This is a genomic window from Tistrella arctica (genome assembly GCF_039630945.1).
Taxonomy (GTDB): domain Bacteria; phylum Pseudomonadota; class Alphaproteobacteria; order Tistrellales; family Tistrellaceae; genus Tistrella; species Tistrella bauzanensis.
Map to the genome: position 1 here is coordinate 153,644 of NZ_JBBKTV010000008.1, position 25,146 is coordinate 178,789.

General features: G+C 68.4%; 21 protein-coding genes. 11 read left to right on the forward strand and 10 right to left on the reverse strand.

The genetic code is table 11. The features are described 5' to 3' along the window. Nucleotides 1-71 precede the first annotated feature (71 nt). The 4 genes from WG924_RS19035 to WG924_RS19050 all read left to right on the forward strand — a co-directional run bounded on the left by WG924_RS19035 (nucleotide 72) and on the right by WG924_RS19050 (nucleotide 2,640). A complete protein-coding gene (locus WG924_RS19035; RefSeq protein WP_345934679.1) occupies nucleotides 72-404 on the forward strand; it encodes an MFS transporter in 333 nt (110 codons plus the stop codon). Next, nucleotides 347-1,033, forward strand: a complete 687-nt coding sequence (locus WG924_RS19040) for an MFS transporter (RefSeq protein WP_345934680.1) — start codon at nucleotides 347-349, stop codon at nucleotides 1,031-1,033. The genes WG924_RS19035 and WG924_RS19040 overlap by 58 nt, the downstream gene beginning before the upstream one ends. Beyond that, on the forward strand, nucleotides 1,030-1,527 hold the full coding sequence (locus tag WG924_RS19045; RefSeq protein ID WP_345934681.1) for a DUF3833 domain-containing protein: 498 nt from the start codon (nucleotides 1,030-1,032) through the stop codon (nucleotides 1,525-1,527). Before WG924_RS19040 ends, WG924_RS19045 begins: the two co-directional genes overlap by 4 nt. A 105-nt stretch (nucleotides 1,528-1,632) precedes the next feature. Further along, a complete protein-coding gene (locus WG924_RS19050) occupies nucleotides 1,633-2,640 on the forward strand; it encodes a magnesium transporter CorA family protein (protein ID WP_345934682.1) in 1,008 nt (335 codons plus the stop codon). A 12-nt stretch (nucleotides 2,641-2,652) separates the two neighbouring features. On the opposite strand, the gene WG924_RS19055 is transcribed toward WG924_RS19050, so the two are convergent. Then, the gene (locus tag WG924_RS19055; protein WP_345934683.1) at nucleotides 2,653-3,333 is read right to left on the reverse strand and encodes a DUF6134 family protein; all 681 of its coding nucleotides are present in this window, start codon (nucleotides 3,331-3,333) and stop codon (nucleotides 2,653-2,655) included. Between the two features lie 115 nt (nucleotides 3,334-3,448). Here WG924_RS19055 and WG924_RS19060 point away from each other — a divergent pair, with 115 nt between their 5' ends. Both WG924_RS19060 and WG924_RS19065 read left to right on the forward strand, forming a co-directional pair. Next, complete coding sequence (locus WG924_RS19060; protein ID WP_345934684.1) at nucleotides 3,449-4,513, forward strand: NAD(P)/FAD-dependent oxidoreductase; 1,065 nt, start codon at nucleotides 3,449-3,451, stop codon at nucleotides 4,511-4,513. Nucleotides 4,514-4,754: 241 nt separating this feature from the next. Next, the gene (locus WG924_RS19065) at nucleotides 4,755-5,327 is read left to right on the forward strand and encodes an HD domain-containing protein (protein WP_345934685.1); all 573 of its coding nucleotides are present in this window, start codon (nucleotides 4,755-4,757) and stop codon (nucleotides 5,325-5,327) included. A 21-nt stretch (nucleotides 5,328-5,348) separates the two neighbouring features. Here the strand turns inward: WG924_RS19065 and WG924_RS19070 are convergent, their stop codons facing one another. Together WG924_RS19070 and WG924_RS19075 are read right to left on the reverse strand one after the other, a co-directional pair. Then, a complete protein-coding gene (locus tag WG924_RS19070) occupies nucleotides 5,349-10,148 on the reverse strand; it encodes a translocation/assembly module TamB domain-containing protein (protein ID WP_345934686.1) in 4,800 nt (1,599 codons plus the stop codon). Nucleotides 10,149-10,163: 15 nt separating this feature from the next. Beyond that, the gene (locus WG924_RS19075; protein WP_345934687.1) at nucleotides 10,164-12,167 is read right to left on the reverse strand and encodes an autotransporter assembly complex protein TamA; all 2,004 of its coding nucleotides are present in this window, start codon (nucleotides 12,165-12,167) and stop codon (nucleotides 10,164-10,166) included. A gap of 334 nt (nucleotides 12,168-12,501) precedes the next feature. Between WG924_RS19075 and WG924_RS19080 the strand changes: the two genes are divergently transcribed. Further along, nucleotides 12,502-13,476 carry a LysR family transcriptional regulator gene (locus WG924_RS19080; protein ID WP_345934688.1) on the forward strand — a complete coding sequence of 325 codons (975 nt, stop codon included), beginning with the start codon at nucleotides 12,502-12,504 and terminating at the stop codon, nucleotides 13,474-13,476. On the opposite strand, the gene WG924_RS19085 is transcribed toward WG924_RS19080, so the two are convergent. Further along, nucleotides 13,398-14,381: an SGNH/GDSL hydrolase family protein gene (locus WG924_RS19085; RefSeq protein ID WP_345934689.1), complete on the reverse strand. Its 984-nt coding sequence runs from the start codon at nucleotides 14,379-14,381 to the stop codon at nucleotides 13,398-13,400. The two genes, WG924_RS19080 and WG924_RS19085, sit on opposite strands and share 79 nt — an antisense overlap. 8 nt (nucleotides 14,382-14,389) lie before the next feature. Further along, nucleotides 14,390-15,610, reverse strand: a complete 1,221-nt coding sequence (locus tag WG924_RS19090) for an OpgC family protein (RefSeq protein WP_345934690.1) — start codon at nucleotides 15,608-15,610, stop codon at nucleotides 14,390-14,392. 403 nt (nucleotides 15,611-16,013) lie between these two features. Here WG924_RS19090 and WG924_RS19095 point away from each other — a divergent pair, with 403 nt between their 5' ends. Continuing rightward, nucleotides 16,014-17,270, forward strand: coding sequence for an MFS transporter (locus tag WG924_RS19095; protein WP_345934691.1), 1,257 nt, complete (start codon nucleotides 16,014-16,016; stop codon nucleotides 17,268-17,270). Between the two features lie 75 nt (nucleotides 17,271-17,345). Beyond that, a complete protein-coding gene (locus tag WG924_RS19100) occupies nucleotides 17,346-17,594 on the forward strand; it encodes a hypothetical protein (RefSeq protein WP_345934692.1) in 249 nt (82 codons plus the stop codon). 33 nt (nucleotides 17,595-17,627) lie between these two features. Here WG924_RS19100 and WG924_RS19105 read toward each other — a convergent pair whose 3' ends face one another. Together WG924_RS19105 and WG924_RS19110 are read right to left on the reverse strand one after the other, a co-directional pair. Next, nucleotides 17,628-18,833: a 3-oxoadipyl-CoA thiolase gene (locus WG924_RS19105; protein WP_345934693.1), complete on the reverse strand. Its 1,206-nt coding sequence runs from the start codon at nucleotides 18,831-18,833 to the stop codon at nucleotides 17,628-17,630. Between the two features lie 60 nt (nucleotides 18,834-18,893). Further along, the gene (locus WG924_RS19110; RefSeq protein WP_435369389.1) at nucleotides 18,894-20,471 is read right to left on the reverse strand and encodes a 3-hydroxyacyl-CoA dehydrogenase; all 1,578 of its coding nucleotides are present in this window, start codon (nucleotides 20,469-20,471) and stop codon (nucleotides 18,894-18,896) included. 252 nt (nucleotides 20,472-20,723) lie between these two features. Here WG924_RS19110 and WG924_RS19115 point away from each other — a divergent pair, with 252 nt between their 5' ends. Beyond that, nucleotides 20,724-21,539 (forward strand): IclR family transcriptional regulator, encoded by an 816-nt coding sequence (locus WG924_RS19115; protein ID WP_345934694.1) that lies wholly within the window; start codon nucleotides 20,724-20,726, stop codon nucleotides 21,537-21,539. 72 nt (nucleotides 21,540-21,611) lie between these two features. After that, nucleotides 21,612-22,100: a PaaI family thioesterase gene (locus tag WG924_RS19120; protein ID WP_345934695.1), complete on the forward strand. Its 489-nt coding sequence runs from the start codon at nucleotides 21,612-21,614 to the stop codon at nucleotides 22,098-22,100. Nucleotides 22,101-22,125: 25 nt separating this feature from the next. On the opposite strand, the gene phnE is transcribed toward WG924_RS19120, so the two are convergent. The 3 genes from phnE to phnC form a co-directional block, all read right to left on the reverse strand. Further along, entirely contained in the window at nucleotides 22,126-22,932 is an 807-nt protein-coding gene (gene phnE, locus WG924_RS19125; RefSeq protein ID WP_345934696.1) for a phosphonate ABC transporter, permease protein PhnE, read from the reverse strand. 95 nt (nucleotides 22,933-23,027) lie between these two features. Then, nucleotides 23,028-24,062: a phosphonate ABC transporter substrate-binding protein gene (gene phnD, locus WG924_RS19130; protein ID WP_345934697.1), complete on the reverse strand. Its 1,035-nt coding sequence runs from the start codon at nucleotides 24,060-24,062 to the stop codon at nucleotides 23,028-23,030. A gap of 82 nt (nucleotides 24,063-24,144) precedes the next feature. Beyond that, nucleotides 24,145-25,005 carry a phosphonate ABC transporter ATP-binding protein gene (phnC, locus tag WG924_RS19135; protein ID WP_345934699.1) on the reverse strand — a complete coding sequence of 287 codons (861 nt, stop codon included), beginning with the start codon at nucleotides 25,003-25,005 and terminating at the stop codon, nucleotides 24,145-24,147. Nucleotides 25,006-25,146 lie beyond the last annotated feature (141 nt).

Genomic DNA, 25,146 nt, shown 5'->3' on the forward strand with positions numbered 1-25,146 from the left:
CCGATCCGGGCATGATCACCGGGGCCTGGGGCTGCGGGCAGACGCCATGGATGCGTTGAGGGAGACGGGGGTTGAGCGACGGCGTCAGCACAATCGGCCGGCATGCGCATAAGGCGGCCCAGCCACGGCTCAGCCTGCCGATACGGGCCGCCTTCGGGTTGCCGGGGCTGCCGCTCGCGGCGCTGACCCTGCCGCTCCACATCTATCTGCCGACCTATTATGCCGATACGCTGGGGCTGGGCCTTGGCACCGTGGGTATGGTGCTGCTGGCGGCACGCGCCTGGGACATGATCACCGATCCGGTGGTCGGCATCGCCGCCGACCGGGTCTGGATCTGGCCGGGCCATTGCTGTTCGTTTATTTCGCCGCCGGCATTCTGGGCGCGCCCGGCTGGCTGTGGCTGAGCACCCGGATCGGCAAGCACCGGGCCTGGAGTCTGGCGATGCTGCTGGCCGCGACCGGCTTTCTGCCGGCGGCCCTGCTGGGAACCGGCGATCTGCCGGTGTTCCTGGCGATCTGCATCGTCACCGGGCTGACGCTCGGCGCCGATCTGGCCCTGCCCAATGCCATGCAGGCCGATGTCATCGATCTGGACCGGCTGGACAGTGGCCGGGAACGGGCCGGGCTGTTCTTCGCCCTGTGGGGTTTCGCCACCAAGGCATCGCTTGCCCTGGGCGTCGGGCTGGCCTTCCCGCTGCTTGAGGCCGCGGGCTTCAATCCCGCAATCAGCACGGCACCTGCCGCCGCCGGCGCGACCGTTCCAGGTCTTTGGGCGCTGGCGCTGATCTATGGCGCGCTGCCGGTGCCGTTCAAGATCCTGGCCGTCATTCTGGTGCGGCGCTTCCCGCTGGACCGCGCCACCCAGACCGGCATCGCCGGCCGCATCGCCCTGGCCGGCGGCCATGCCGGGCACGCCACCGCCACCGCCACACCCTCCGCAGGAACGAAATCATGCGCAGCCTCCTCCGCCACGCCAGAGGCACCGTCGTCGCGGTCGCGGCCCTCTTCGCCCTCGCTGGATGCAGTCAGATGAACGTCAAGGACTTCGCCGACGGCACGCCGCACTTCCGGCTGGAAACATATTTCGCCGGTCATACCCGTGCCTGGGGCATGTTCGAGGATCGCTTCGGCACTCTGCGCCGCCAGTTCGTTGTCGATATCGACGGCGCCTGGAGCGGCACCGACCTGATCCTGGACGAGCGCTTCCGCTATACCGACGGCGAAACCGACCGCCGCGTCTGGACGATCCGCCCCGACGGTCCGAACGGCTATGTCGGCCGGGCCGGCGACGTTCTGGGAGAGGCGCGCGGCGCCGCCTATGGCAATGTCTTGAACTGGACCTATCGCATGAATCTGGCGATCGGCGGTCGCGAGGTCGAGGTGCGGTTCGACGACTGGATGTTCCTGTCGGAAGACGGCGTGCTGCTGAACCGGGCGACGGTGACCAAATTCGGCATCGAACTGGGCACGGCAACGATCTTCTTCCAGAAAGATCCACCGCCGGCCAATGACGCGACGGTCGACTGACGGCGACGCCGAGTTTTCATTTGCAACCCCGGCCGCTGCCCCCTAAACCCCGATGACCGGCCGCAAACGCTGCCGGTCACGTCCGGAGACGGCGGGAGACGACGCATGATCCATCTGTACAGCACCGAGCCCGGGGCGCTGCGCCGCGCGCCCGAGGGCGGCCCGATCGATGAGCGCGTGGTCTGGGTCGACATGGTCGACCCCTCGATCGACGAGATCAGACGTGTCGATCTGGCGCTGGGCGTCGAGATGCCGACCCGCGAGGAAATGCGCGAGATCGAGGCGTCGAGCCGGCTGTACGAGGAAGACGGCGCGCTGTACATGACCGCGACGGTGCTGAGCGCGGTGGAGACCGGCAGCCCGGTCGCCAACGCGGTCACCTTCGTGCTGACCCATGGCCGGCTGGTGACCCTGCGCCATACCGATCCGCTGCCCTTCCGGTCGTTCGCAGCCCATATCGACCGCCATCCCAGCGCGGTGACCAGCGCCGAGGGCGCGTTGTTCGGCTTGCTTGAAGCCATCGTCGACCGCCTGGCCGATGTGCTGGAGGTGGTGGGCGCCGAAATCGATCAGGTGTCGCAGACGGTGTTCGCCGCCGGCAACCGCACCCGTGGCATCACCCCGGGCGGCGCGCGGTCGCGCAAACCGCGCGGGCCCGCGCCGGATTACGAGGCGATGATCGCCTCGATCGGCCGGATGGGGGATCTGACCTCGAAAATTCGGGAAAGCCTGGTATCGATCGGCCGGCTGGCGGGGTTTGCCGGCCGCAATCTGCGCGGTCGTGCCAGCAAGACCGGGCTTGCCGCGATCAAGACCATCACCCGCGACGTGGTCTCGCTGTCGGACCATGCGAGCTATCTGGCCAACAAGCTGTCCTTCATGCTGGATGCCACTCTGGGCCTGATCCAGATCGAGCAGAACGGCATCATCAAGATCTTCTCGGTCGTGGCGGTGGTGTTCCTGCCGCCAACCCTGATCGCCAGCATCTACGGCATGAACTTCGAGGTGATGCCCGAGCTGTCATGGACGATCGGCTACCCGCTGGCGCTGATGCTGATGGTGGGGTCGGCAATCATGCCCTATTGGTTGTTCAAGCGGCGCGGCTGGCTCTGACCCGACGCCGCGTCATATGCCGGCCGCCGCCAGCCATGCGGCCGAGGGCGCGGTGTCGCGGGCAAGGCGATAGGTCACCGCGCGACCCCGGCCGTCGAAGGCCACGCCCAGCCAGCGCGGCTCAAGGCGCCGGTACCAGAGCGTCATCGTCAGATCGCCGCTGACCGCGAAGCCACGGGCATCGATGGTGCCGTCATCGGGCGCCGGCCGCTCGACAGACCCCAGTGGCACGATCTGCGGCGTGATCAGCCGGCCGCGCTGGGTGTCGAGCCACAGGCGGCGCTGCGTGGTTTCAGGATGCCAATAACTGGTGGGCAGAATTCCGGCCGGCGCCTCGACCCGGCCGGCACCGCCATCGACGATGAACCTGTCGCCATCCGCCCGGCCGTCGACCGTGAAGCGGGTGCCGTCGTCGTCGGTGGTGGTCGCGATCGCGATCAGCCGGCCGTCACGCCAGCGTTCCAGGTTGCGATGGGTATAGCGAAACACGGTGATCGGCCCCAGCGACACCGCCAGATCGATCGCTACATCCACCATCAACACGCCGTCGGAGCCGCTTGTGAAGCGCAGGACATGCCGCCCCATCGGCGCCGCTCCACGAAAGACGTCGAAGGCCAGCACGCCATCCTCCGATGCGGGCTCCGCCGCGCATGATGTGATCGGCAGATCGGGCCTCCGGCGCGTGTACGGCATGGTCCGCCTCCTGGTGGCCTGGGGCATCCCGGCTGGCAAGCCGGGATCATCATCCCATATACCCTTGCGCGACCGCCATCGGATCACCCGGTGGTGTCGATCAGGGAGTATTGACGTGCCGCCAGTCCCCCCCGCCCCCGCACCGCCGCCGGCACCTGCCGCAGATCACCGGACGGTTGCCGTCCGCGCCGATGACGCCGTCGCGGATCTGCTGATCATCGGCGCCGGGCTGGCCGGCATCGCTGCCGCACAGAGCGCCGCCGCGCAGGGGCTGCACGCCATCGTCATCGACAAGGGCCGCGGCATCGGCGGACGGATGGCCAGCCGGCGCGTGGTTCTGGACGATGGTCGCACGATCAGCTTCGACCATGGCGCCCAGTTCATGACCGCACGCTCCCCCGCCCTGATCGCGCGGATGGTCGCGGCTGAAGCGGATGGTGCCGTTCGCCGGCTGGATGCCGACGACACGCAGGACCCCCGCTGGGTAGGAGGGTATCCCCGCTGGGTGGGGGTGGGGGCGATGACCGCCCTTGTCAAAGCCCTGGCCCACGGGCTGGAGATCTGGCCCGCCGTGCGGGTGGCACGCATCGGCCGCGATGCCGGCATCTGGACTCTGACCGACGACCAGGACGCGGTGATCGGTCGCGGCCGGCGGCTGATCGTCACGACACCGCCGGAACAGACGCTCGACCTGCTGATCGACACCGTGCTGCCGGAAGGCTGGCGCCGGCGGATTGCCGGCACCCTGGTCGCGCCGTGCTGGGCGTTGATGCTGACCACGGCACAGCCCCTGCCGCTGCCGGCGCCACGTTGGCGGCCCGATGATGCGGCGATCGCCTGGATCAGCGACCAGCGCGCCCTGCCCGGCCATGACCACGACAGTCCGGCCTATGTCGTGCACGCCAGCCCGCATTGGAGCCGGGTGCATCTGGAACGGGATGCCGGCGTGGTCGCCGGTCTGCTGACCGGCGAGATCGGGCGGCTGACCGGCACCACGATCATGCCATTGCACGCCCAGGCGCATCGCTGGCGTCACGCGCTGGTGGAACTGCCGCTCGGCATCCCCTGTCTTGCCGATCGCGCGGCCGGGCTCGCCATCGCGGGCGACTGGTGCATCGGTGGCCGTGCCGAAGCCGCAGTCGACAGCGGCCGGGCGGCGGCGCTGGCACTGGCCGGCTGATCCTGCGGCCAAAGCGGCCAAAGCGGCCAAAGCGGCCAAAGCGGCCATCAGCTTTGTCCATACCGGCCGCCTGTCACCAAGACTTCATTTCTTTTCCGGGGGTTGGACGGATAAGAATGAGGTTCAGGCGCCACCGGACGGTCCGGGCCCGATGCATCTCTCTGCTCCGTGTCGGCCAGCGGCACACCCGGGAATGATGCATGATGGCAGTGGCGCTCCCCCCCGTTCATGGCTGCCGCCGATGTCCGTCCTGTTCGCCCCGTCCTCCGATCTGTCCGATCTCGTCACCAGCCTCTATGGCCGGCGCGCCAATGATCTGTATCTGGGGGAGCCGGTGACGGTCTATGACCATGCGCTTCAGTCGGCGACGATCGCCGAACTCGATGGGGCGCCGTCGAGCCTGATCACCGCGGCATTGCTGCATGATGTCGGGCAGTTGATCAGGGGGGCTGCCGAAGACGCCGTCCGCTTCGCCGACGACGAGGATCATGCCCGCGTCGGTGGTGATTTCCTTGCCAGCTATTTTCTGCCCGAAGTTGCGGGCGCGGTGCGCCTGCATGTCCAGGCAAAACGCTTCCTGTCGACCACAGAAGCCGGATACCCTGCGACTCTCACCCCGGCCGCCCGCATGGCTCTGGTGCTCTGCGGCGGGGCGATGACCATCGACGAGGCCGCGCGTTTCCGCGCCCGGCCCCATGCCGACGCCGCCATCCGCCTCAGACGCTATTGCGACCGGGCGAAGCAGCGCAATCTGACTGTGCCGGGCTTCCGCCACTTCGCGCGCCATGTCGATGCCTCGGCCCGCCGCGACTGACCATCATTTCGCGACTGGCCATCAGTAGTCATAACTCCAGGTGATACCGGCCGAGGCGCCTCCCTCGCCGCCGACTTCCGTATCGACGCTGATATTCGGCATCACCTCCAGTTCCACCGTCGCCTTGCTCGACCCGGCGCCCTGCTCGACGCCCACGAACAGGTCGTCGCTCAGATATTTGCCGGCCCTGACCGACGGGGCATCGCCACTGTCGGCGGCGCCGATATCCAGAACATCCAGCCCGAACAGGTCGCGGGCGAAGCCGGTCGGATCGAAGCCGCCACCGCCGCCGCCGGTCAGGGTCGCCAATCCCTGTCCGACACGGATCGCGTCCAGCGCCGACAGCTTGGCACCGGGCTTGCCGAAGAAGGCGCGGGCCAGCACCTCGTCCTGCGGCAGCACCGGGTTCGAGGTCAGGGTCAGTTCCGGTTCCGATGCGCGCCCGGTGACCTGAACGATGGCGGTCACGTCCGAGCCGGCCAGCGTCGCCTCGATATCCAGCCGCGGGTCGGGATCGGCCAGGCCGTCGAAGGTGATGACGCCCTTCGAGAAGGTCAGCGTGCGGCCGATGACATCGGCCTCGCCGCGCACCACCGACAAGGTGCCCCTGATGATCGGCGTATTGCTGGTGCCGGTGATGTTCAGCGTGCCTTCCCATTCGGTATCGAGGCCACGGCCACGCACGAAGATCCGCCCGGGCGCCCGCACCTCGACCGCAAGATTGAGCCCGCCGGCGCGGGCTTCCTGTTCGGCTGTGGTGCCGGGATCGGCGACGATGCGCCCGCCGCGCGTCTCGACCACCTCGATCGTGCGCACAGATGGCGGCATGCTTTCCGGCAGCCGGATTTCGGCCTGACGCACGGTCAGCGTACCGTCCAGCCGGCCATCGTCCAGACCGCCGGTCATGGTCAGCGCCCCGTCGAGCGTGGCGTCGGCCTCATCGCGCCGCACCAGCCGGGCCTGATTGACATTCACCTTGATGTCCATCTGCGGGTCGGCCAGATCGGTCAGATTCAACGTCCCGTCCACACCCACCGTGCCGCTGCCGCCATCGCGGCCATCGATCCTGATCGACAGGCAGCACCGGCCCGCCACGCCGATATCGCCGCGGATGTCGGTGATCAAGGTGCCCATGTCGAGGTTTTCGTAAGCGGCGTCACGCAGTTGAATGCCGCCCGACACATCCGGCGCCGACATCGTACCGTCGACCGACATATCGGCATCGATCCGCCCGGCCAGCCGGTGGCCGTCCACACCCACGGCCAGGGCAAGCTTGCCCAGATCGCCAGCCCATTGCAGACGGCCCGAAACCGGACCGTCGTCATCGAGCGCAATCGCGGTCGGCGCGCTGCTGCTGAACGGCGCCAGCGGCAGATCGGCTTCGACCGACAACGGCTGGTCGCCCAGACCGTTGATCTTCAGGGTCAGATCGGCGCTGCGGTTGCCGAGTGTCAGACCGGCATCGCCCGAAATGACCGGCGTCTGCATGCCCTCCACCTCGGCATCGACCGGAAGATCGGCAATGGTGAGCGCAATCCGGCCTTCGCGGCCGCGCGGCCCCATGGCGACGTCGATGCTGCCCGACAGCTTGCCACCCTGGCCGATCGGCGCCTGGAACCGGCGCAGCGGGTCGAGCGGCAGGTCGTCCAGGCGGCCTTCGGCGGTCATCCGGTCGGCGGCCATCACCGCCTGCAGGGTAACCCGCCCGTCTTTGCCGATCCTGAGATCGGGCAGATCGAGCCGGGCCGCCTCGGCCAGTTGAACGGTTGCCGGTGCGCCAAGCCCCAGGCTGGTGCCCAGCACCTGACCATCCAGGTCATCCAGGGTCACGACCATTGCACCCTGTGGGTCGGTGGCGATATTGCCGCCGGCCGCCAGGCGCAGCCGGCCGCGGAAATTGCCGGCGGTCTCGACATCGAATGCCGTGGCCATACGCCCCCCCGCCCTGCTCTGCGGGGTGGCGGTCAGGGTGACGGTCTGAAGCGTCACCGGCCCCGCCGTCACCTGCGTGGCGGCGATACGGGCACGGCCGGCCGGGGCGCCATCTGCCAGCACCATATCGGCAGTCAGGGTCAGTTGGTCCACGGCCGCGACCGTGCCGGCCCCCTGGCCGAGGGCGATGTCATCGGCGGTGCCGTCCGCCCTGACCCGCTGGCGGCCGCGATTATCCGCATCGAAGCGCAGATCGAGGTCCAGGCTGCCACCAAGATCGAGGCCGGCCAGCCGGCCGATCGGCGCCAGACTTGGCGCCGTCACATCCAGTCGGCCGCGCGCCAGGGCCGTTGCCAGCGTCACCGCCGCCTCGCCGCGCACCGTGGTGCCCGCGAAGTCGAGCGACAGGTCGCTGACATCGATCCGCTTGCCGCCATCGGCGGCCGTGGCATTGGCGCGCAGGGCAAGCGGACCCTCGGCGGTGTCGCCGGTTACCGCCAACTGGCCGGTGGGCGCGGTCAGCAGATTGCGACCGTCCAGATCGACCACCAGTCGCGGCACCGCGATGCTGCCGAGCTGGCCGTCGGTGAGCGTGGCGGCAATCCGTGCTGCCGGGTCGTTCATCGACCCCGACAGATCGATGTCGGCGTCAAACCGGCCGGCCACCGGCGCACCGGTGGCCTCGGCGATCGGCGCCAGACGGGCAACAGCCAGTGACAGGCTGGTGCCGTCCAGCGCACCCTGCGCCCCCAACGCCGCCCGCCCGCCCAGCTTGAGCGTATTGGTGGCGAGCGACAGATTTTCGGCCGCGACGCCGCCGTCAGCGCCCACAACCACCCGGGTCGCAAGATCAACCCGGCCACCCAGCGTGGCATCCGCGGCCGGGATGCCGAGGCGCATCGAACGGCCCGTCGCGCTGATATCGGCGGTCATGCCTGTCGTCGGGTTGCCCGAGACCTTGGCCTCCACCCCCAATGTGCCGGCAAGCTCGGGCAGGCCCGACAGGCTGGCCAGCCGGCTCAGCGTCTCGGCCGACAGGCCCAGTTGGCCGTCGACCGTGCCTTGGGTCAGATCATAGGAGCCGGTGGCGCTGAGATTGGCCGTGCCCACATCCAACATCGCCGCATCGATGGTCAGCAGATTGTCGGCACCGTCGAAATCGCCGCGCGCGCTTAACGACAGCACGCCGTCGGCGGCTTCCGGCGGCAGGCCCAGAGCCACGGGGCGCGGCGCATCCAGGTCCAGATCCACCGCCAGATCCAGATCGGCCGGCGCCGTATCATCAGGCGCGCGGCCCGAGACGCTGGCGTTCAACCGCATGGCCGACGCGAAGGGGCCGCCATCGCCGATCCCCGCCAGACGCGGCGCCGCGGCCGTGGCGGCAAGCCGGGCATCGATCTGCGGCCATGTGCCTTCGGCCTCCAGCGTCAGTGTCAGCGCGCTCATCGATGCCGGACGCGCCAGGGTCAGCAGCGGTGCTCCCGGCGCGGCACTACCGGTCAGTTGGGCCTGAACCGCGCCGGTATCGGTTGCGATGCCGGCGGTGCCGTCCAGCATCACGCCGGTGGTCGACAGCGTCAGCCGGTCGACCGCGACAACCCCGTCGGCATTCTGACGGGCCGCCAGGGCGAAATGCCATGGATCAGCCGAAACCAGCACCAATGGCGGCGGCGGCTCCGCACCACCCATGTTGTCGTCCGCCGTCTCTGGCGTGCGTGCGGCCTCGTCGGCCGCGACCTGATCCGCGGCCTCCGCGACCGCATCGGCGGCGGCATCCGCCACCACGTCGACCGCGGCGCCGGCAACACTTTCGGCGGGCGGTTCGGTCGCCGCATCCGGCGCCAGATCGAGCCCGGCCATCGCGCGGCCCATCCCCGACCAGTCCAGCCGGCCGTCGATCGCGATCGACGGATCGGGCCGCAACGCCAGATCGATGGTGGTGTCGAGGTCGATCAGCTCTCCCGCCGTCGCGGTCAGCCGTCCGGTCCAGCCGTCCAGCGGCCCCCGGCCTTCCAGCCGCGCCGTCACCGGCGGCTGGCCCGGCAGCCCCGCCATGCTGGCGACCAGCCCGCCGGCCGCTTCCTCGGCAACCGCCTCGATGTCGAGCGTGCCGGTATCGAAGGCGATTTCAACCGCCGCCGAAACCCGCCCGCCCGGCTCGTCCAGCCGATGGACGTCCAGCCGCGCCCAGGACGGATCGCCGCGCCCGATGCGCGCGGCACCGTCGACGCCCAGCAGCGCCGGTGCCGAAAGCCCGGTCAGCCTCGGGTCCAGTTCCAGAAGGTCGATCGACAACTGGCGCAGGTCGATCGACACCGGCGGCAGCATGCCGCCATCGGGCAGGCGCAGATTGCGCGGATCGAAGGGTTCCGACGGCGGCGGTGGCGTGCCGTCATCGGGCGGCGGCGCCACCGCGATGCGCCCGGCATTCAGCGTGCGGATCTCCACCCGCCCCTGGAGCAGCGCCGATGGCCGCCAGTTCAGGGTGACGTCCTCGGCCTCAAGCCACGGATCGCCGGGATCGCCGATCCGCAGCCTTGGCAGATGCAGGCGCCCGAACAGGCTGCCCTCGATGGCGGGCAGGTCGACCGGCCCCAGCCCCGCCGCCTCGATACCGTCACGGGCAAGCACAGCGATGGTCTCGCGGCCACTGTCGCTGTCGGCCCAGATCAGCCCGCCGGCGACCCCGCCGACCAGCACCACGCCAAGCCCGAGCAGGCCGATGCCGATGACGCGGCGCACACGCCCCCGGCGCCGCCGGCCACGGCCGGCCGCGGGCTTCCGGTCGCCCGGTGGCTGGTTCTGTGGTGCGGGGCCGTCGGGGCCGGATGCGGGGTGCGGCTTGCCGGCCTCGGGGCTGGCAGGAGGTGGTGGGGTATGATCGGTCAATGAACTCGCTCCGCCTCAGAACGCCTGTCCGAGACTGATATAGAACTGATAGGGGTCGTCGGCATCGCGGCGATCGAGCGGCACGGCAACATCGAAGCGGAACGGACCGAGCGGCGTGTAATAGCGCAGGCCAAGACCGGCGCCGGTCCGGACATCGGTCGACAGATCGGGCCATGGTTCTTCGGAAATCTGGCCGGCGTCGAGGAACGGGACCACCGCGATGTCATCGGTGACCGGCACCCTGAGTTCGATACCGGCCTCGGCGACCGAGCGGCCGCCAAGCGGATCGTCGTCGCCATCCAGCGGCCCCAGCATCCGATAGCCATAGCCGCGCACCGACCCGCCGCCGCCGGAATAGAACCGCTTGTCGGCCGGCAGCGTGCCACGCGACGCACCGGCGATCGATCCGATCCGCGCCCGCCCGGCCAGCACCCAACGTGCCAGATCGTCAAGCGGCACATAGACCGAGCCGCTGAGCTCGGTGCGCAGGAAGGTGATCGCGGTATCCTCGATCGCCCCGGTATAGGGCGTCACTTCGGCCGACAGCCGATAGCCGCGCCGTGGATCCAGCAGGCTGTCGGATTTGTCGCGTGACAGGGTGACCGGCAGACCCAGCAGATAGCTGGTCCGTTCCCCCTTCTCGTCGTCGATGATCTTGTATTCCGGCGCCAGCGCCACCGAGCCGCGCCAGTCGTCGCCCAGCGACCGTTCCTGACCGAACCGGGTCTCGATACCGGTCTGCTGGAAGGCGTCGGTGTCTTCATTCAACAGGCGGATGCTGCCGAAATTGAACCGGTCGAAGCGCGGATGCGGCCGGCGATAGGTGACCTCGATTTCCTGAAGCACCGGCGAGACGTCGAGTTCGGCCCGCAGGCGATCGGCCCGGCCGGTGAGGTTGCGATGCTCCCAGAAGGTGCGCAGCTCCGGTCCGATGTCGGTTGAATAGCGCGCGCCGGCACCGATGCTGCGCGGCGGCCCCTCGGCGACGGTCAGGTTGATCGGCAGCGATCCGTCGCCGGTCGGCTGCTCGGGGCTCTTGATCACCGCCGATGAAAACAGCCCCGTCGCCAGAAGATCGGCACGATAGGTCTCGACCGCACCGGCATCATAGGTATCGCCTTCCGACCAGGGCTGCTTGCCCTCGACCACCGATGGCAGCACGTCGTCCAAGCCCTCGACACTGGTCGGGCCGAAGCGGGTGAAGGGGCCGGAATCGATCGACAGCGTCACCGCCATCTCGCGGGTGTCATGATCGACCACCGCCCGCCGGTTCGTCTGGCGGGCAAAAGGATAGCCATTGGCTGCCAGCACGGTCAGCAGGCGCCGTTCCCCGCTCACCACCTCGCCCGCCTCGGCGGCGGCCCCCAGCGGCACGCCAAGCGCTTCCGGATCGATCTTGTCGGCGGGAACCTGCGGTGGTTGGCCGCCTGCCCAGTCGATATTCCAGTCCGCCAGCCGATAGCGCGGCCCGGGATTGACCGTGATCCGGGCAACCGGCGGCTCGGCGTCGCGATCGATGCGCAGCCGGACATCGGCGCTGAAATAGCCTCGCGACCGCAGCGCGCGCTGGAACAGCTCGACATCGCCCTGCCCGCGCCGGCGCAAAGCCGCCAGGCTGGTCGGCGGGCGCTCTTCCAGCCGCCGCAGCTCCGACAACGCGCCCAGCAGTTCATCCAGCGGCGCGTCGGCCAGCGGGTCCGCGCCCGGCTCGCTGCCGGTGGCGGAAGCCGGCGGGGTACGGCCGGCCTCTTCGGCTGCGCGCTTCTCGGCGCGGGCCTCGGCCCGCTTCTGCTCCTCGGCGGCGTCCTCGGGTTCCAGCCCCTCGACGACGATGTCGGTGGTGTAGGCAACGCCGCCCACGTCCTGGAACAGCGGTTCGCCTTCATCCGTCTGCCGCACCTCGTCGTCCACCAGCCCAAGGCTTTTGCCGACCCCGTCGATGGTTCCGCAGCCGGCGAGCACCGTCGCGCAAAGCAGGGCAGACACGATCGGGGCCAGGGCGGGTTTGCGGATCGGCACGTTCGGGGGATCTCCGGTCGGGGGGCGGATATGATATCGGCCGGTGCGGATGGCGGCAGGCATCTCTGTCGCAGCATCCTTGACCCATCCACCTTAGCCACGCCCGCGACAATACCGCAAGGCGGGGCCCGGCAGAAGCTCGTGACGAATTTGGGATTCGGCCCGCTCCGGGCCACCGCGCCTGCCAGAGTCGCATTTGCCTTGGCGCATTCGCCTTGGCGCATTTGCCTTGGAACATTTCGCGCCAAGCGATGATAATACCCAATCTGTCTGTCGTAATAGGTGGGGCGGCTTGTGTCAGGACGGGCGCCCCCCTCGTTCCAGAGGACCATCAGTGCTCGGTATCAAGCTCAGCGAAATCGCGACATTCCTGGCGGTGGCCGAGGCCGGATCGATCAATGGCGCGGCGCGGCGCCTCAACCTGACGCAGCCCGCAGTCACCCGTCAGGTCCAGCGGCTGGAAGCCGAACTCGGCCTGATCCTGCTCGACCGCCGCAGCAAGCCGCCGGTGCTGACCGCCGCCGGGCGCGATGCCATCGAACAATGCCGCCGGATTCTGGACGCCGTCGACGACCTGAAAGCACTGGGGGCCGGCGATGGCGGCACCGCCGGCCGGCTGCGCCTGGGCTTCGCGCATGGGGTGGTCGATCTGGCCGTCACCCGGCCGATCGACGACCTGCGGACCGCCTTTCCGATGGTCGCGCTGCAGATCGGCAGCGGCTGGACGGGCGAGTTGATCGATCAGGTTCGCGATGGTGCCCTGGATGCCGCTGTGGTGCTGATCGACCAGGACGACCAGCCGCCACAGGATCTCCAGGCGGTGCGGGTCGGGACCGAGCCGGTGTGGATCGTCGCCGCCGCCCATGCGACACCAGCCGGGCTGATCCTGAATGGCCTGGCGGGCGACGCCGCCCATCCGCTGCCGGTCGAGGCGCTGATGAAGGCAAGCTGGGTGCTGAACCCGGAAGGCTGCGGCTATCACATGGTCATCCAGCGCCATCTGGAGCGGATGGGCGGCCGGTTGAACGTCGCGGCCGAGGTTCTGGGGCCCGATATCCAGCTATCGCTGATCGCGCGGGGCGTGGGGCTGGGGCTGGTGCCGGGGCGGCGGGTGGCGCAGAGCGCCGCCGCGAACGACCTGCGTCAGTTGAATGTCGCGGGCCTGAACCTGTCGCTCGCGGTGTGGGTTCTGCGATCATCCCTGTCCAGCCGGCTCAGCCCGGCCATCGATCATCTGGCGGCATCTCTCGCCATCCTCTGGTCGGATCCGGCCGGCGACGTCGGCGCTGACACTGCAGCCGAGGCCTGATCTGCCGGTGTCCGATCAGCCGGTGTCCGATCAGCCGGTGCCCGATCGGCCGGTGCCCGATCAACCGCGTGGGCGATCGCCGATCCCAACGCCCGGGCGATACAGGCATAGCCGATGGTGTTCAGGTGGAACCGGTCGGTGAACAACAGGTCGGGCGACGGATGGGCACGATCATTCTCCCATGCGGTCATCAGATCGAAGCGGGAATAGAGCGGCGTCGCCGTTTCCGTGGCCAGCCGTCGCATCAACGCCACATAGGCCGCATAGGTCTCAGGGTCGCGGGCGCCGGGATAAACCTGAAGATCCATCAGCAGCGCATCGGCGCCATGGGCGCGGATGCGCGCCAGCCCGTCGCGCACCTCGCCTGCGAACCTCACACGATCGACGGCACGCAGCGCATCATTCGTGCCGGCCTGCCAGATCACCAGATCGGGCCGGTTCCCGGCCAGAAGCTTGTCCAGCCGCGCCAACTGATCGGCCGCGATCTCGCCACCGACGCCGGCATTGATCACCTGAATGCGGCTGTCGGGATAGCGACGCGCCAGATCGCGCTCCAACCGGAACGGATAGCTCGCCTCGGGCCGCGGCGCGCCATAGCCCTGGGTGGAGGATGACCCGATCGCCAGGATCACCAGCGGTCCGCCCTCGGCCAGACGCTGGCGGGTGTGCGGCAAGGGCGCGCGATCGCCCGGTCCGCCGATCGGCGGGCCATCGCCCGGCACCGGGCAGACGCCGGCGATCTGGCCGTCCAACCGGTCGCCGAACTGGCGCGCGTCTTCCTGTCGCACCGGCTCCCGGGTCTGGGATGGCGCCGCCGTCTGGGCGGCGGCGGCTGCCAAAGGCACGACCGCCGCCACGCCCAGAACCAGCATGGCGGCGGTCAGATGTCGGGAACGCTGAACCATCAAGGATATCAGGCGCCGATGGGGCCAAGGCCGCGGGTCGCCGCCGGCTGCGACCGCATGGTCGCGGGCTGGGGTGACGCAACCGGGCGCGGCAGACCGGCCTTCGGCGCGCCAGCGGGCGTGACGGCAGGCTTGGCGGCGGCACGGCGCTTCAACCATTCCAGGCTCCCGGCAAGAACAACCAGTGCGACGAGACCGGAGAGCACCAATACCATATCCAGCATCCAGCCTCCACCGAGCGGATCGCGGATGAGCTGCGCGCCCACGGCCAGCACCGAGCCGGTGGCGAAGACCGGCAGGCCCTGACGGCCCATGATCGCGAAGGGGTTGCCGGCGCCGAAGCTGCGCAGCCGCGCGCCCAGCGGCGAATAGGCGACCACATAGACCATGGCCAGCATGTGCAGGATGCGCGGCAGGGTCGCGAAGGTCTTGTCCTGGCCATACAGGAAGAACGGGATCGGCAGCATGCCGGGCTCAGGATAGAAGGCGGCCAGCTTCATCGCCAGCGACACCACCAGCCAGGCCACCGCCAGCCACCAGATCCAGGCGCGATAGGGCACGATCTGGGCGCGGCCCATGATACCGGCACCGACCGTGAAGCCGATGGCGAACACGAACTGCCAGGCCAGCGGATTGAAGAACCAGCCGCCGTCATTCGGCCATTGCGGCGCGTTCAGGCCGGTGATGTTGGCGATGGCCCAGACGGTTGCCGACGCGGCCAGCATCGCGCCGACACTGGCACGCGCGATCAGCATCATCACCGGCAGCATCAGCATGAAGCAGATATACATCGGCAGAATATTGAAATAGCCGGGCTGGTGGGTCAGCGCGACCAGGCCGATCAGCGCTTGCGCCGGATCCTTGAAAACCGCGCCCAGATTGATCCAGTCCAGCTTGTCGGGGTTCAGCGTGACGCTGGCGGTCAGCGCCACCATCGCGGTCACCACCACGATGCAGAACAGATGCACCACATAGAGGTCGAAGCCGCGCTTGGCGGCCCGGGCCGCGGCCGTCCACGGCTGACCGGTGGTGAATTTGCGGAAATAGGCCAAAGCCGCGGCAAGACCGGCCAGGAACACGAACATCTCGGTTGCGTCCGACAGACCGAAATTGCGAATGGTCAACTGATCCAGAGGATTGCCCGGCACGTGGTCGATAAAGATCGTGGCCAGGGCAAGGCCCCGCACCGTATCGATCTCATCCAGTCGCCCACGCCTGATCGCGCCCATTGGTCCGTGTCCTTGGTGATTGTGCCACGCTGCTTTATCAGCAACACCATTGAAGCGCCCGGGCCATCATCACGAACAGGGGCATATTGTGGATCGCCCGGGGCAAATCCGGGGCAGACCGTGGTCACAGCGCCCGCGAGGGCCGCGGATCCATGCCGATCCGGTAATGATCATTATGTTCATTATGCATTGGAAACATGATCTGTTTCGGCATTATGCTCTTCTTGTGTTCCCGGTATGGTTGACTTCATCCCCGCCACGACGCTCTCCCAAGGGGCGGTGTGGCGGGGATTTTTCCCTCCGGAAACTTCAACTTACGCGCAATATTCAAGCCAATGATACACGCGAGGACGCAATGGCCGGTGATCGTGACGCGACCGCCCCAGTATCGACACCGGCGACGATGCCGACACCATCGAGGCCAAAGCTGGACAATACCGCCCGCACGGTGCTGATCGCGGCGGCCCTGGTGGTGACCATCTCGATGGGCGTCCGCCAGGCCTTCGGCGTGTTCCTGACCCCGGTGGTTCAGGAACTGGGCATCGGGCGCGAGGTTTTCGGCTTTGCGATCGCGCTGCAGAACCTGTTGTTCGGGCTGATCCAGCCGTTCATCGGCATGATCGCCGATCGCTTCGGCCCCTCGCGCGTGGTCGTGGCCGGCACCGTCGCTTATGTGGCGGGTCTGGTGTTCGCCGCCTCGACCGCCGATCCGACCGGGCTGCTGGTCACATTGGGAATTGCCGTCGGCATCGGCCTTGCCGGAACCAGTTTCGTGGTGGTTCTGGGCGCCGTCGGCCGGGTGGTGCCGGAAGCACGCCGCCCGCAATGCTTCGCGCTGGTCACCGCCGGCGGATCGCTCGGCATGTTCGCGGTTGTGCCCGGGGCCTATGCCATGCTCGACGCCTTCGGCTGGCGCGATGCCATCCTGCTGCTGGCGCTGGTGGCGAGCACCATGATCGCCTTTGGCTTCGCGCTCGACGGCAGCCGCCGCCGCGATCGTCTGACCGCCACCGCCGGCAGCCCTCCTCCGGCTCAGCCAGCCGGTGCCGTGTCGCTGTCGCAGGCGATGACCGAGGCCCGCGGCAGCGGCAGTTTCTGGCTGTTGAGCCTGGGTTTCGGTGTCTGCGGCTTCCAGATCACCTTCATCGGCACCCATCTACCGGCCTATGTGGGCGATGTCGGCGTCGCCGGCTGGGTCGCCGCCTGGGCGCTGGGGCTGATCGGCGCCTGCAACATCGCCGGCGCCTATATCATCGGCAGCCTGGGCAGCCGGTTTCGCAGCCGGAACGTTCTGGTCGTGGTCTATGCGCTGCGGACGGTTTTCGTGCTGGCAGTGGTGCTGCTGCCGCCATCGCCGGCGGTCATTCTGGCCTTTGCCGCCTGTTTCGGCTTCACCTGGCTCGGCACCATTCCGCTCACCAGCACACTGGTCGCGCGGATCTTCGGCCCGCGCTATCTCTCCACCCTCTATGGCATCGTGTTTCTCAGCCATCAGGTCGGCGCCTTTCTGGGCGCCTGGGGTGGCGGCTATATCTATGATCTTCTGGGGTCTTACGATGCCGTCTGGATGGCCATGGCCGGGCTGTCGGCGGTGGCCGCGATCATCCATCTGCCGATTTCGGACCGGCCGGTGGTTCACGCGGCAGCAAAGGCCACATGAACCGCCGGCCGAAACCGGGTATGATCAAACGTGTCACCACGTCCCGCGTCACAGCCCGACATCGGAGGGACCGGCATGAGTGCTCAACCGTCACACCTCGCCGCCATCACCCGCCGGACGGACATGTCCCCGGCTGTCGATGGCTTGCCGCGTGCCGATGGTGTGCCGGCCGATGATGCCCCGGCCGATGATGGACCGGCACCGGCCTGGCTGCCCTATGCCGTGGCCGGTGCGCTGGGGCTGGTGCTCGCTATCGCCCTCTATGGCTGGGGCCGATATGCGGCCCTGATCTCGATGGACTGGGTCACGATGCTCTGTGGCTGACCGCGCTTTGCGGCCACGGACGATCCCAAGCGGTCAGCAACGCTCCATGATCAGCGCGATGCCCTGGCCGATGCCGATGCACATCGACACGGCGGCATAACGCCCGCCACGCCGCTCCAACTCGCGCAGCGCCGTCAGGGTCAGCCGCGCGCCCGAGGCACCCAAGGGGTGGCCGATCGCGATCGCGCCGCCATTCGGGTTCACACGGCTGTCGTCGAAGGCGATGTCCATCTGCTTCAGGCAGCCCAGAACCTGGGTGGCGAAGGCCTCGTTGATCTCGATCACGTCCAGATCGGCCGTCGACAGCCCGGCGCGCGCCAGCGCCTTCTGCATCGCCGGCACCGGCCCCAGCCCCATCACCCGCGGCGCCACCCCGGCCACCGCCGCCGAGATGATCCGCGCCCGCGGCGTCAGCCCGAAACGCCCGCCGGCGGCTTCGGTCCCCAGCAGCAGCGCGCCCGCGCCATCATTGATGCCCGACGCATTGCCGGCCGTCACCACACCATCCGCCGCCAACGGCCGCAGCTTGCCGAGCGCTGCCAGATCGCTGGCCGGCCGGGGGTGTTCGTCGGCCGCCACTTCGCGCGGCGGCGCCTTGCGGCCCTGATCCACCGAAATCACGGTGATCTCGTCGTCATAGAAGCCGGCCGCGCGCGCCGTCTCATACCCGGCCTGCGAGCGCGCCGCGAAGATGTCGCTGTCCTCGCGGCCGATGCCCAGATCACGCGCGATATTGTCGGCGGTCTCGGGCATGGTGTCGCCACCATAGGCGGCAATCACCTTCGGGTTGGGGAACCGGGCGCCGATGGCGCTGTCATAGACCTTGAAATCACGACCGAAGGCCTGCTCCGCTTTGGCGACCACGAAGGGCGCTCGGGTCATCGATTCCACCCCGCCCGCGATCATCAGGTCGCCATCGCCCAGCCGGATCGCGCGCGCGGCATCGATCACCGCCGCCATGCCGCTGCCGCACAGCCGGTTGACGGTCTGGCCGGCCACCTCGATCGGCAGCCCCGCCAGCAGCGCGCCATGGCGGGCGACATTGCGCGCATCCTCGCCCGCCTGACAGGCGCAGCCGGCGACGACATCCTCGATCGCGGTCGGATCGATGCCGGTGCGCGCGATCAGCGCCCGGATCACCTGCCCCAGCAGATCATCGGGGCGGATATTGGCGAGCGCGCCGCCCTGGCGACCGAAGGGGCTGCGCACACCGTCGAAGATAAAGGCCTGATCGGACATCGGGGGCATGGCTCCTGCTGGCGGAATGAACGAGGGATCGGCGGGACAGATTGTACAATGTCAGGCTTCGTCGTGGGTGAGCGACAGGCCCAGCCGCGCGCGACGCGACAACCACGGGCTGGGCCGATAGCGCGGATCGCCGGTGGCGCCGAACAGACCCTCCAGCACCGCCAGCACATGCAACGGCCCCAACCTGTCGCCCAGTGCCAGCGGTCCGGTGGGGTAGCCCAGCCCCATTTCCACCGCCGGATCGATATCGCCGGGTGCTGCGATGCGCATCTGGGCAATCTCGCAGCCGACATTGATGATCTGGGCGGTGATGCGCTGGGCGACGAAGCCCACGCTGTCGCGAATGCGGGTGACCGCGACATCGCCGGCGCCCAGCCGCACCGCCATGCCCTCGGCCAGCGCCGGATCGGTGGCGGGAGAGGTCATCAGGGTCAACCGCCGGCCGACACCGAACATCGGGTCGATCGCGATCGCCCGGCGCGGGTCGACATCCTGCGCCAGCGCGGCGCCGGTGCAGTCCTGGCCCAACGGCAGCAGCAGCACGATGCTCGATGGTTGCGGTCGCGCTCCGGCATCGACCTCAAGGCCTGTCTGCGCCACCAGTGTCTGCACCTCGCCGCGCCAGCGCGGATCGGCGGCAGGGCCGACCCAGATCGGCGCGTCGACAGCGGCACCGGCGCGCGGGTCCGGCTCCGGATCGGGCTCGATTCGCGCGCGCCCGTTCTCGTAGACATAAAACCCGGCGCCGGTCTTGCGGCCCAGCAGGCCCGATTCCATCCGGTTGCGGCCGATCGGCGACGGCCGGAAGCGCGGCTCCTGGAAGAACTGGTTGTAGATCGATTCCATCACCGGCTGCGAGACGTCGAGCCCCACCAGATCGAACAGCTCGAACGGCCCCATCCTGAAGCCAGCGGCATCGCGCATGATCCGGTCGATATCCACCGGTCGGGCGACGCCGTCCTGAAGGATGCGCAGCGCCTCGACCCCGAAGCCGCGGCCGGCATGATTGACCAGAAAGCCGGGGCTGTCGGCGACATTGGCCGCCCGATGGCCGGTGCGGCCGGCAAGGGCGGTCAGCGCCGCCGTCACCCAGGGGGCGGTGCGGGCACCCGCCACCACCTCGACGATCTTCATCACCGGCACGGGGTTGAAGAAATGGAAGCCGGCCACCCGTTCGGGCACGGCACAGCCGGCGGCGATCGCCGTCACCGAGAGCGACGACGTGTTGGAGGCAAGGATACAATCCGGGCCGACCGCCGGCTCCAGCCCGCTGAACAGGCGGCGCTTGACGTCCAGCGCCTCGACGATCGCCTCGACCACCAGATCGACGCCCGCGAAGGCCTCGGGCTCGGCGGGCACGATGACCAGCCGGTCGAGCGTCGCCACGCGGTGAGCCTCGTCGCACTGGCCCTTGGCGATCTTGCGTGCCAGCATGTCGGCGATGAAGCCGCGCGCGGCTTCGGCCGCCCCCGGATCGGCATCGGCCAGACGCACCACGACCCCGGCTTCGGCCAGAACCTGGGCGATGCCACGGCCCATCGATCCGGTGCCGATAACGCCGGCCATGCCGATCGGGCGGCCGGTCTGAACGGATGCCGTTGACGGGGAAGATGGCAGTGCGGGGGGCATGGCAGGTCACTCCGGTCGTGGCCGCAGCATCATTTCCGCACTGCGGACCCTAATTCCATCACATTGACGGCGAGGTTAGGCAGTGTCAGATTGGCCTGCAACCGCAATCCGTCTGCGCGCGCATTCGCGGAATTTGACGGCCACGGCGATGGCCCTGTGCGAATACGTCGGCGCGTGCAGTGCGGCAGGCGGGGGGTTATAAATCCGGCGACCGACCGGAGACGCCCCGGGGGGGAAAAGTGGGAGACTGGCATGCGGAAACGTGCCGAGATCGAGCCGATCGCGGAGCTCGACCCGGAAGAAGCCTCACGCGATCGGAATTTCGTCACGGCGCTGGCGCGCGGGCTGGAGGTGCTGCGCGCCTTCCGGGTCGGCAATCAGCCGATGGGCAACCAGGAATTGGCCGAGATCACCGGCCTGCCCAAGCCCACGGTGTCGCGCCTGACCTATACCCTGACCCGGCTGGGCTATCTGTCCTATAACGAGCGGATCGGCAAATACCGGCTGGGCTCGGCGGTGCTGACCCTGGGCTACAGCATGCTGGCCGGATTGACGGTGCGCGAGATCGCCCGGCCGATGCTGCAGGAGATCGCCGATTATTCCGGCGTGTCGGCGGCACTGGGCGACCGTGACCGGCTGAACGTGCTCTATGTGGAGTGCTGCCGCGCCGACACCGCGGTGACGCTGCGGCTGGATGTGGGATCGCGCATCCCGATCGCCACCAGCGCCATCGGCCGGGCCTTCCTGGCCGGTCTGCCGGAAAATGAGCGCGGCTTTCTGATGGAACACATCCAGCGCCGCAGCGGCGCCGAATGGCCCAGGATCCAGGACGGCATCAAACAGGCGGTCGACGAGATCGAGGCGCGGGGCTTCTGCACCTCGATCGGTGAATGGACCACCGGCGTCAATGCCGTGGGCGTGCCCGTCCGCCGCCCCTCCGGCGGGCTGATGGCGATCAATTGCGGCGGGCCCAGCTTCATCGTGCATCGCGAGCGGATCGAGAAGGATATCGGGCCGCGGCTGGTGCGCATCGCTCAGCAGATCGAGGCATCGCTGGTGCGCCGCTGACCCCCTGCCCGATCCCGACGACACCGACCCCGACGACACCGTCCACACCTCAACCGGAGCCAGAGCCCGACCATGTCCGGACGCCCGACGATCCTCTCGCCCACCGCATCGCCCGATGCGGTGGAACTGGCCGCCATTCTGGCCGAGGGCGAGCCACCGGGCGCCTATAACGGATTGATCGGCACCCGCCTGGTGCGCTGGCAGCCCGATTATGCCGAGGTGACGCTGATGCTCGGCCCCCAGCACATGAACCGCGCCGGCGTGCCCCATGGCGGCGTCATCGCCTCGCTGCTCGACAGCGCCTGTGGCTATGCCGGCAATTACTGCACCGACCCGGAACGGGCGCGCTATTGCGTCACCCTGTCGCTGACCATCGGCTTCATCGGCCAGACCCGCGGCCGGCAGTTGACGGCCCGCGGGCGGGTGATGGGCGGCGGTCGCAAGATCTTCATGGTGACGGGCGAGGTTTCGGACGAACACGGTGCCCTGATCGCCTCGGCTCAGGGCACCTTCCGCTATCGTGGCGGTAGCGAGGATCCGGCGGGCCAGTCCCGCCGTTGACTGCGCGAATCCCAAACCAGCCTGATCAGATGAACACCTTGCGCAGCCAGCCCGAGACGACGTCGATCAGGCTGACCATCAAGATAACCATGATCATCACGGCACAGGTCTCGGCGAAATAGAAGCCGCGGATGGCTTCCCACAGCACCACGCCGATGCCGCCGGCGCCGACCATGCCGACCACGGTGGCCGAACGGACATTCGATTCAAACCGGTACAGCGAAAACGAGATCCACAGCGGCAGCACCTGCGGGATGACGCCATAGATCACCTCGGCCAGCGGCCCGGCGCCGGTGGCGCGGATGCCTTCAACCGGGCGCGGGTCGATCGCCTCGACCGCTTCGGAAAACAGCTTGGCCAGAACGCCGGTGGTGTGGACGAACAGGGCCATCGCCCCAGCAAAGGGGCCAAGTCCCACCGCCACCACGAACAGCATCGCGAACACCATCTCGTTGATGGCGCGCAGCGCGTCCATCAGACGGCGGACCGGCTGCACCACCCAGATCGGCGCCACGTTGGATGACGACAGGATGCCGAAGGGAATGGCGAACACCACCGACAAGGCGGTTCCCCAGACCGCGATCTGCATGGTGATCAGCAGCTCGTCAAGATAGAACCGCCATTCGGTGAAGTTGGGCGGAAAAAAATCCGCGCCGAACTCGCCCATGTTGCCGGCATCGCGGAACAGGTCGAGCGGCCGCATCTCGGCGCCGTCCCACGACCAGACCAGCAGGGCCGCAAGCAGACCATAGGTGAGATAACGCAGCAGCGAGCCCTTGATGTCACGCGGTGGCGTGATGCTCGGCGTGCGGGGCTGGGCCAGATCGGTCATGGTCGGTCGGACCTTCGGGAAAATGGGCGGATCACGGGGCAGACAAGACGAAGGCCGGCGGCACCAGGGCACCGCCGGCCTGATCGCAGGCGGGATCAGGAGGCCTTGGCGGCCTTCTCGATCTCGGCGGCGCGCTTGTTCAGCACGTCGAGCTGCGCGTCGATCTCGGCGATCTTCTTCGCCTTCTCGTCAGCGGCCATGCCCTCGTCGGCGGTGAGCTTCGCCTTGGTGCGGAACAGCTCCAGCTGGCGGATCGGGACCAGCTGATCATTGCTGCTGTCGCGGAACGGCGCCCAGGTCAGGCCGGCCAGAACCGCCTTCTCCTTCTCGACCTCAGGCCCTTCGACGCCATAGGTCATGAAGAAGCTCTTGATCTTGGTCTTGGCATCTTCCGGCAGATTGGTGCGCCAGACGATCGGATCGGCGGGGATCAGCGGCGACTTCCAGATCGCCTTGATCTGCTTGGCCTTCTCGGGGAAGGTCTTCTCCAGGCGGGCGAGGTTCTCGGTGTTGTTGGTCGCGACATCGACCTGGCCGTTGGCGACCGCGAGCGCGTTGGTCTCGTGATTGGCGCTGAGCGTGCGCTTGAAGGCGGTGCGGGCGTCGACATTGTTCTGGGCGAAGACGTAATAGCTCGGCACCAGGAAGCCCGAGGTCGAGTTGGGATCGCCGTTCGCGAAGGTCAGATCCTTGGCCTTGGCCAGGAAATCATCGAGATTGTTCAGGTCGGTGCGGTCGGCCTGGGTGATCAGCAGCGACCAGTAGCCGGGGGAGCCATCGGCAGCCACCGTCTGGGCAAAGATCTCGCCGCCGGCGCGATCGACCGCTTCCATCGCCGACTTGTTGCCGAACCAGGCGACATCGACCTTGTCGAAACGCATGCCCTGGATGATGCCGGCATAATCGGGGGCGAAGAAGGCCTTCACCTCGACGCCCAGCTTGGTGCTCATATCGGCCAGGAACGGATCCCACATGGTCCGCAGGTTCTGCGACGACTCAGTCGAGATGATGCCGAAATTGATCTGGTCCATCGACGAGATCTTGAGATCGTCGGCGGCAACGGCCGGCAGGGCGGTGCCGATGGCGACCGCCGCCGCGGCGGCGGCAAGGCTCAGGCGCTTCAGGAACATGGGTGCGTGCCTTCCGTAGGGTGTGACGCAAGCGCGTGCGAGCGGTCGCAGAGGATGTGCTCCCGACCGATGGTTCGAAAATTCAGGATGCGGCGAGTGCGCGAAGCGCGGCCGGTTCGGCGCCCAGGGGCTGCGGCGCAGCCGGGCGGTCCGGCAGGCCGATATCCTCGATCTCGGTGCCATAGAGGCTGGCCAGCAGGTCGGTGGTCAGGGCGGCACTCGGGCCGTCATAGATCAGCCGGCCCTTGGCCAGCGCGATCACCCGCGGGCAGTATTTCAGGGCGTAATCGACCTGATGCAGCGACACCACCACGGTGGTGCCATCCTCGGCATTGATCCGCGCCAGCGTGTCCATCACCCGTTTGGCGCTTTCCGGATCGAGCGAGGCGATCGGCTCGTCGGCCATGATCACCTCGGCCTGCTGGACCAGCGCGCGGGCGATCGCCGCGCGCTGCTGCTGACCGCCGGACAGGGTGGAGGCGCGGCGATGCGCCCATTCGGCGATGCCGACCCGGTCGAGCGCTGCCAGCGCCCGCAGTTGATCGACCCGCCGGAAGCGGCCGGTGATCACCCGCCACAGCGGCAAGGTGCCGAGCGTGCCGGTGAGGACATTGGTGATGACGCTGAGCCGGCCGACCAGATTGAACTGCTGGAACACCACGCCGATCCGGGCGCGACGGCTGCGGATGTCGCGGGCGATGCGGCCATTCTGCTGAACGCTGCCGCCCAGCACGCGGATGGCGCCGCCATCGTTGCGGTCGCAGGCGATCAGCCCCGACAGATGCCGCATCAGCGTCGACTTTCCCGATCCGGACGCCCCGATCAGGGCCACCATCTCACCCCGGCCGATTTCGAAGCTCACCGCATCGAGCGCGCGGTGGCCACGAAAGGTCTTGGTCAGGCGCGCCACCTCGATGGCGGGTCCGCTTGCCGCATCGGTCATTGCCGATCTGCCCTCCGAAAGTCTGGATCAGGGCCGGTCGATCGCGCCGTCACCGGGTGACACGGGCATCTGCCCCTGAGACAGCAGCGCTCATCGTCCTGGCGCCGCCCGTTCTCCGCCCCCGGCGGCCGGCGATCCGGC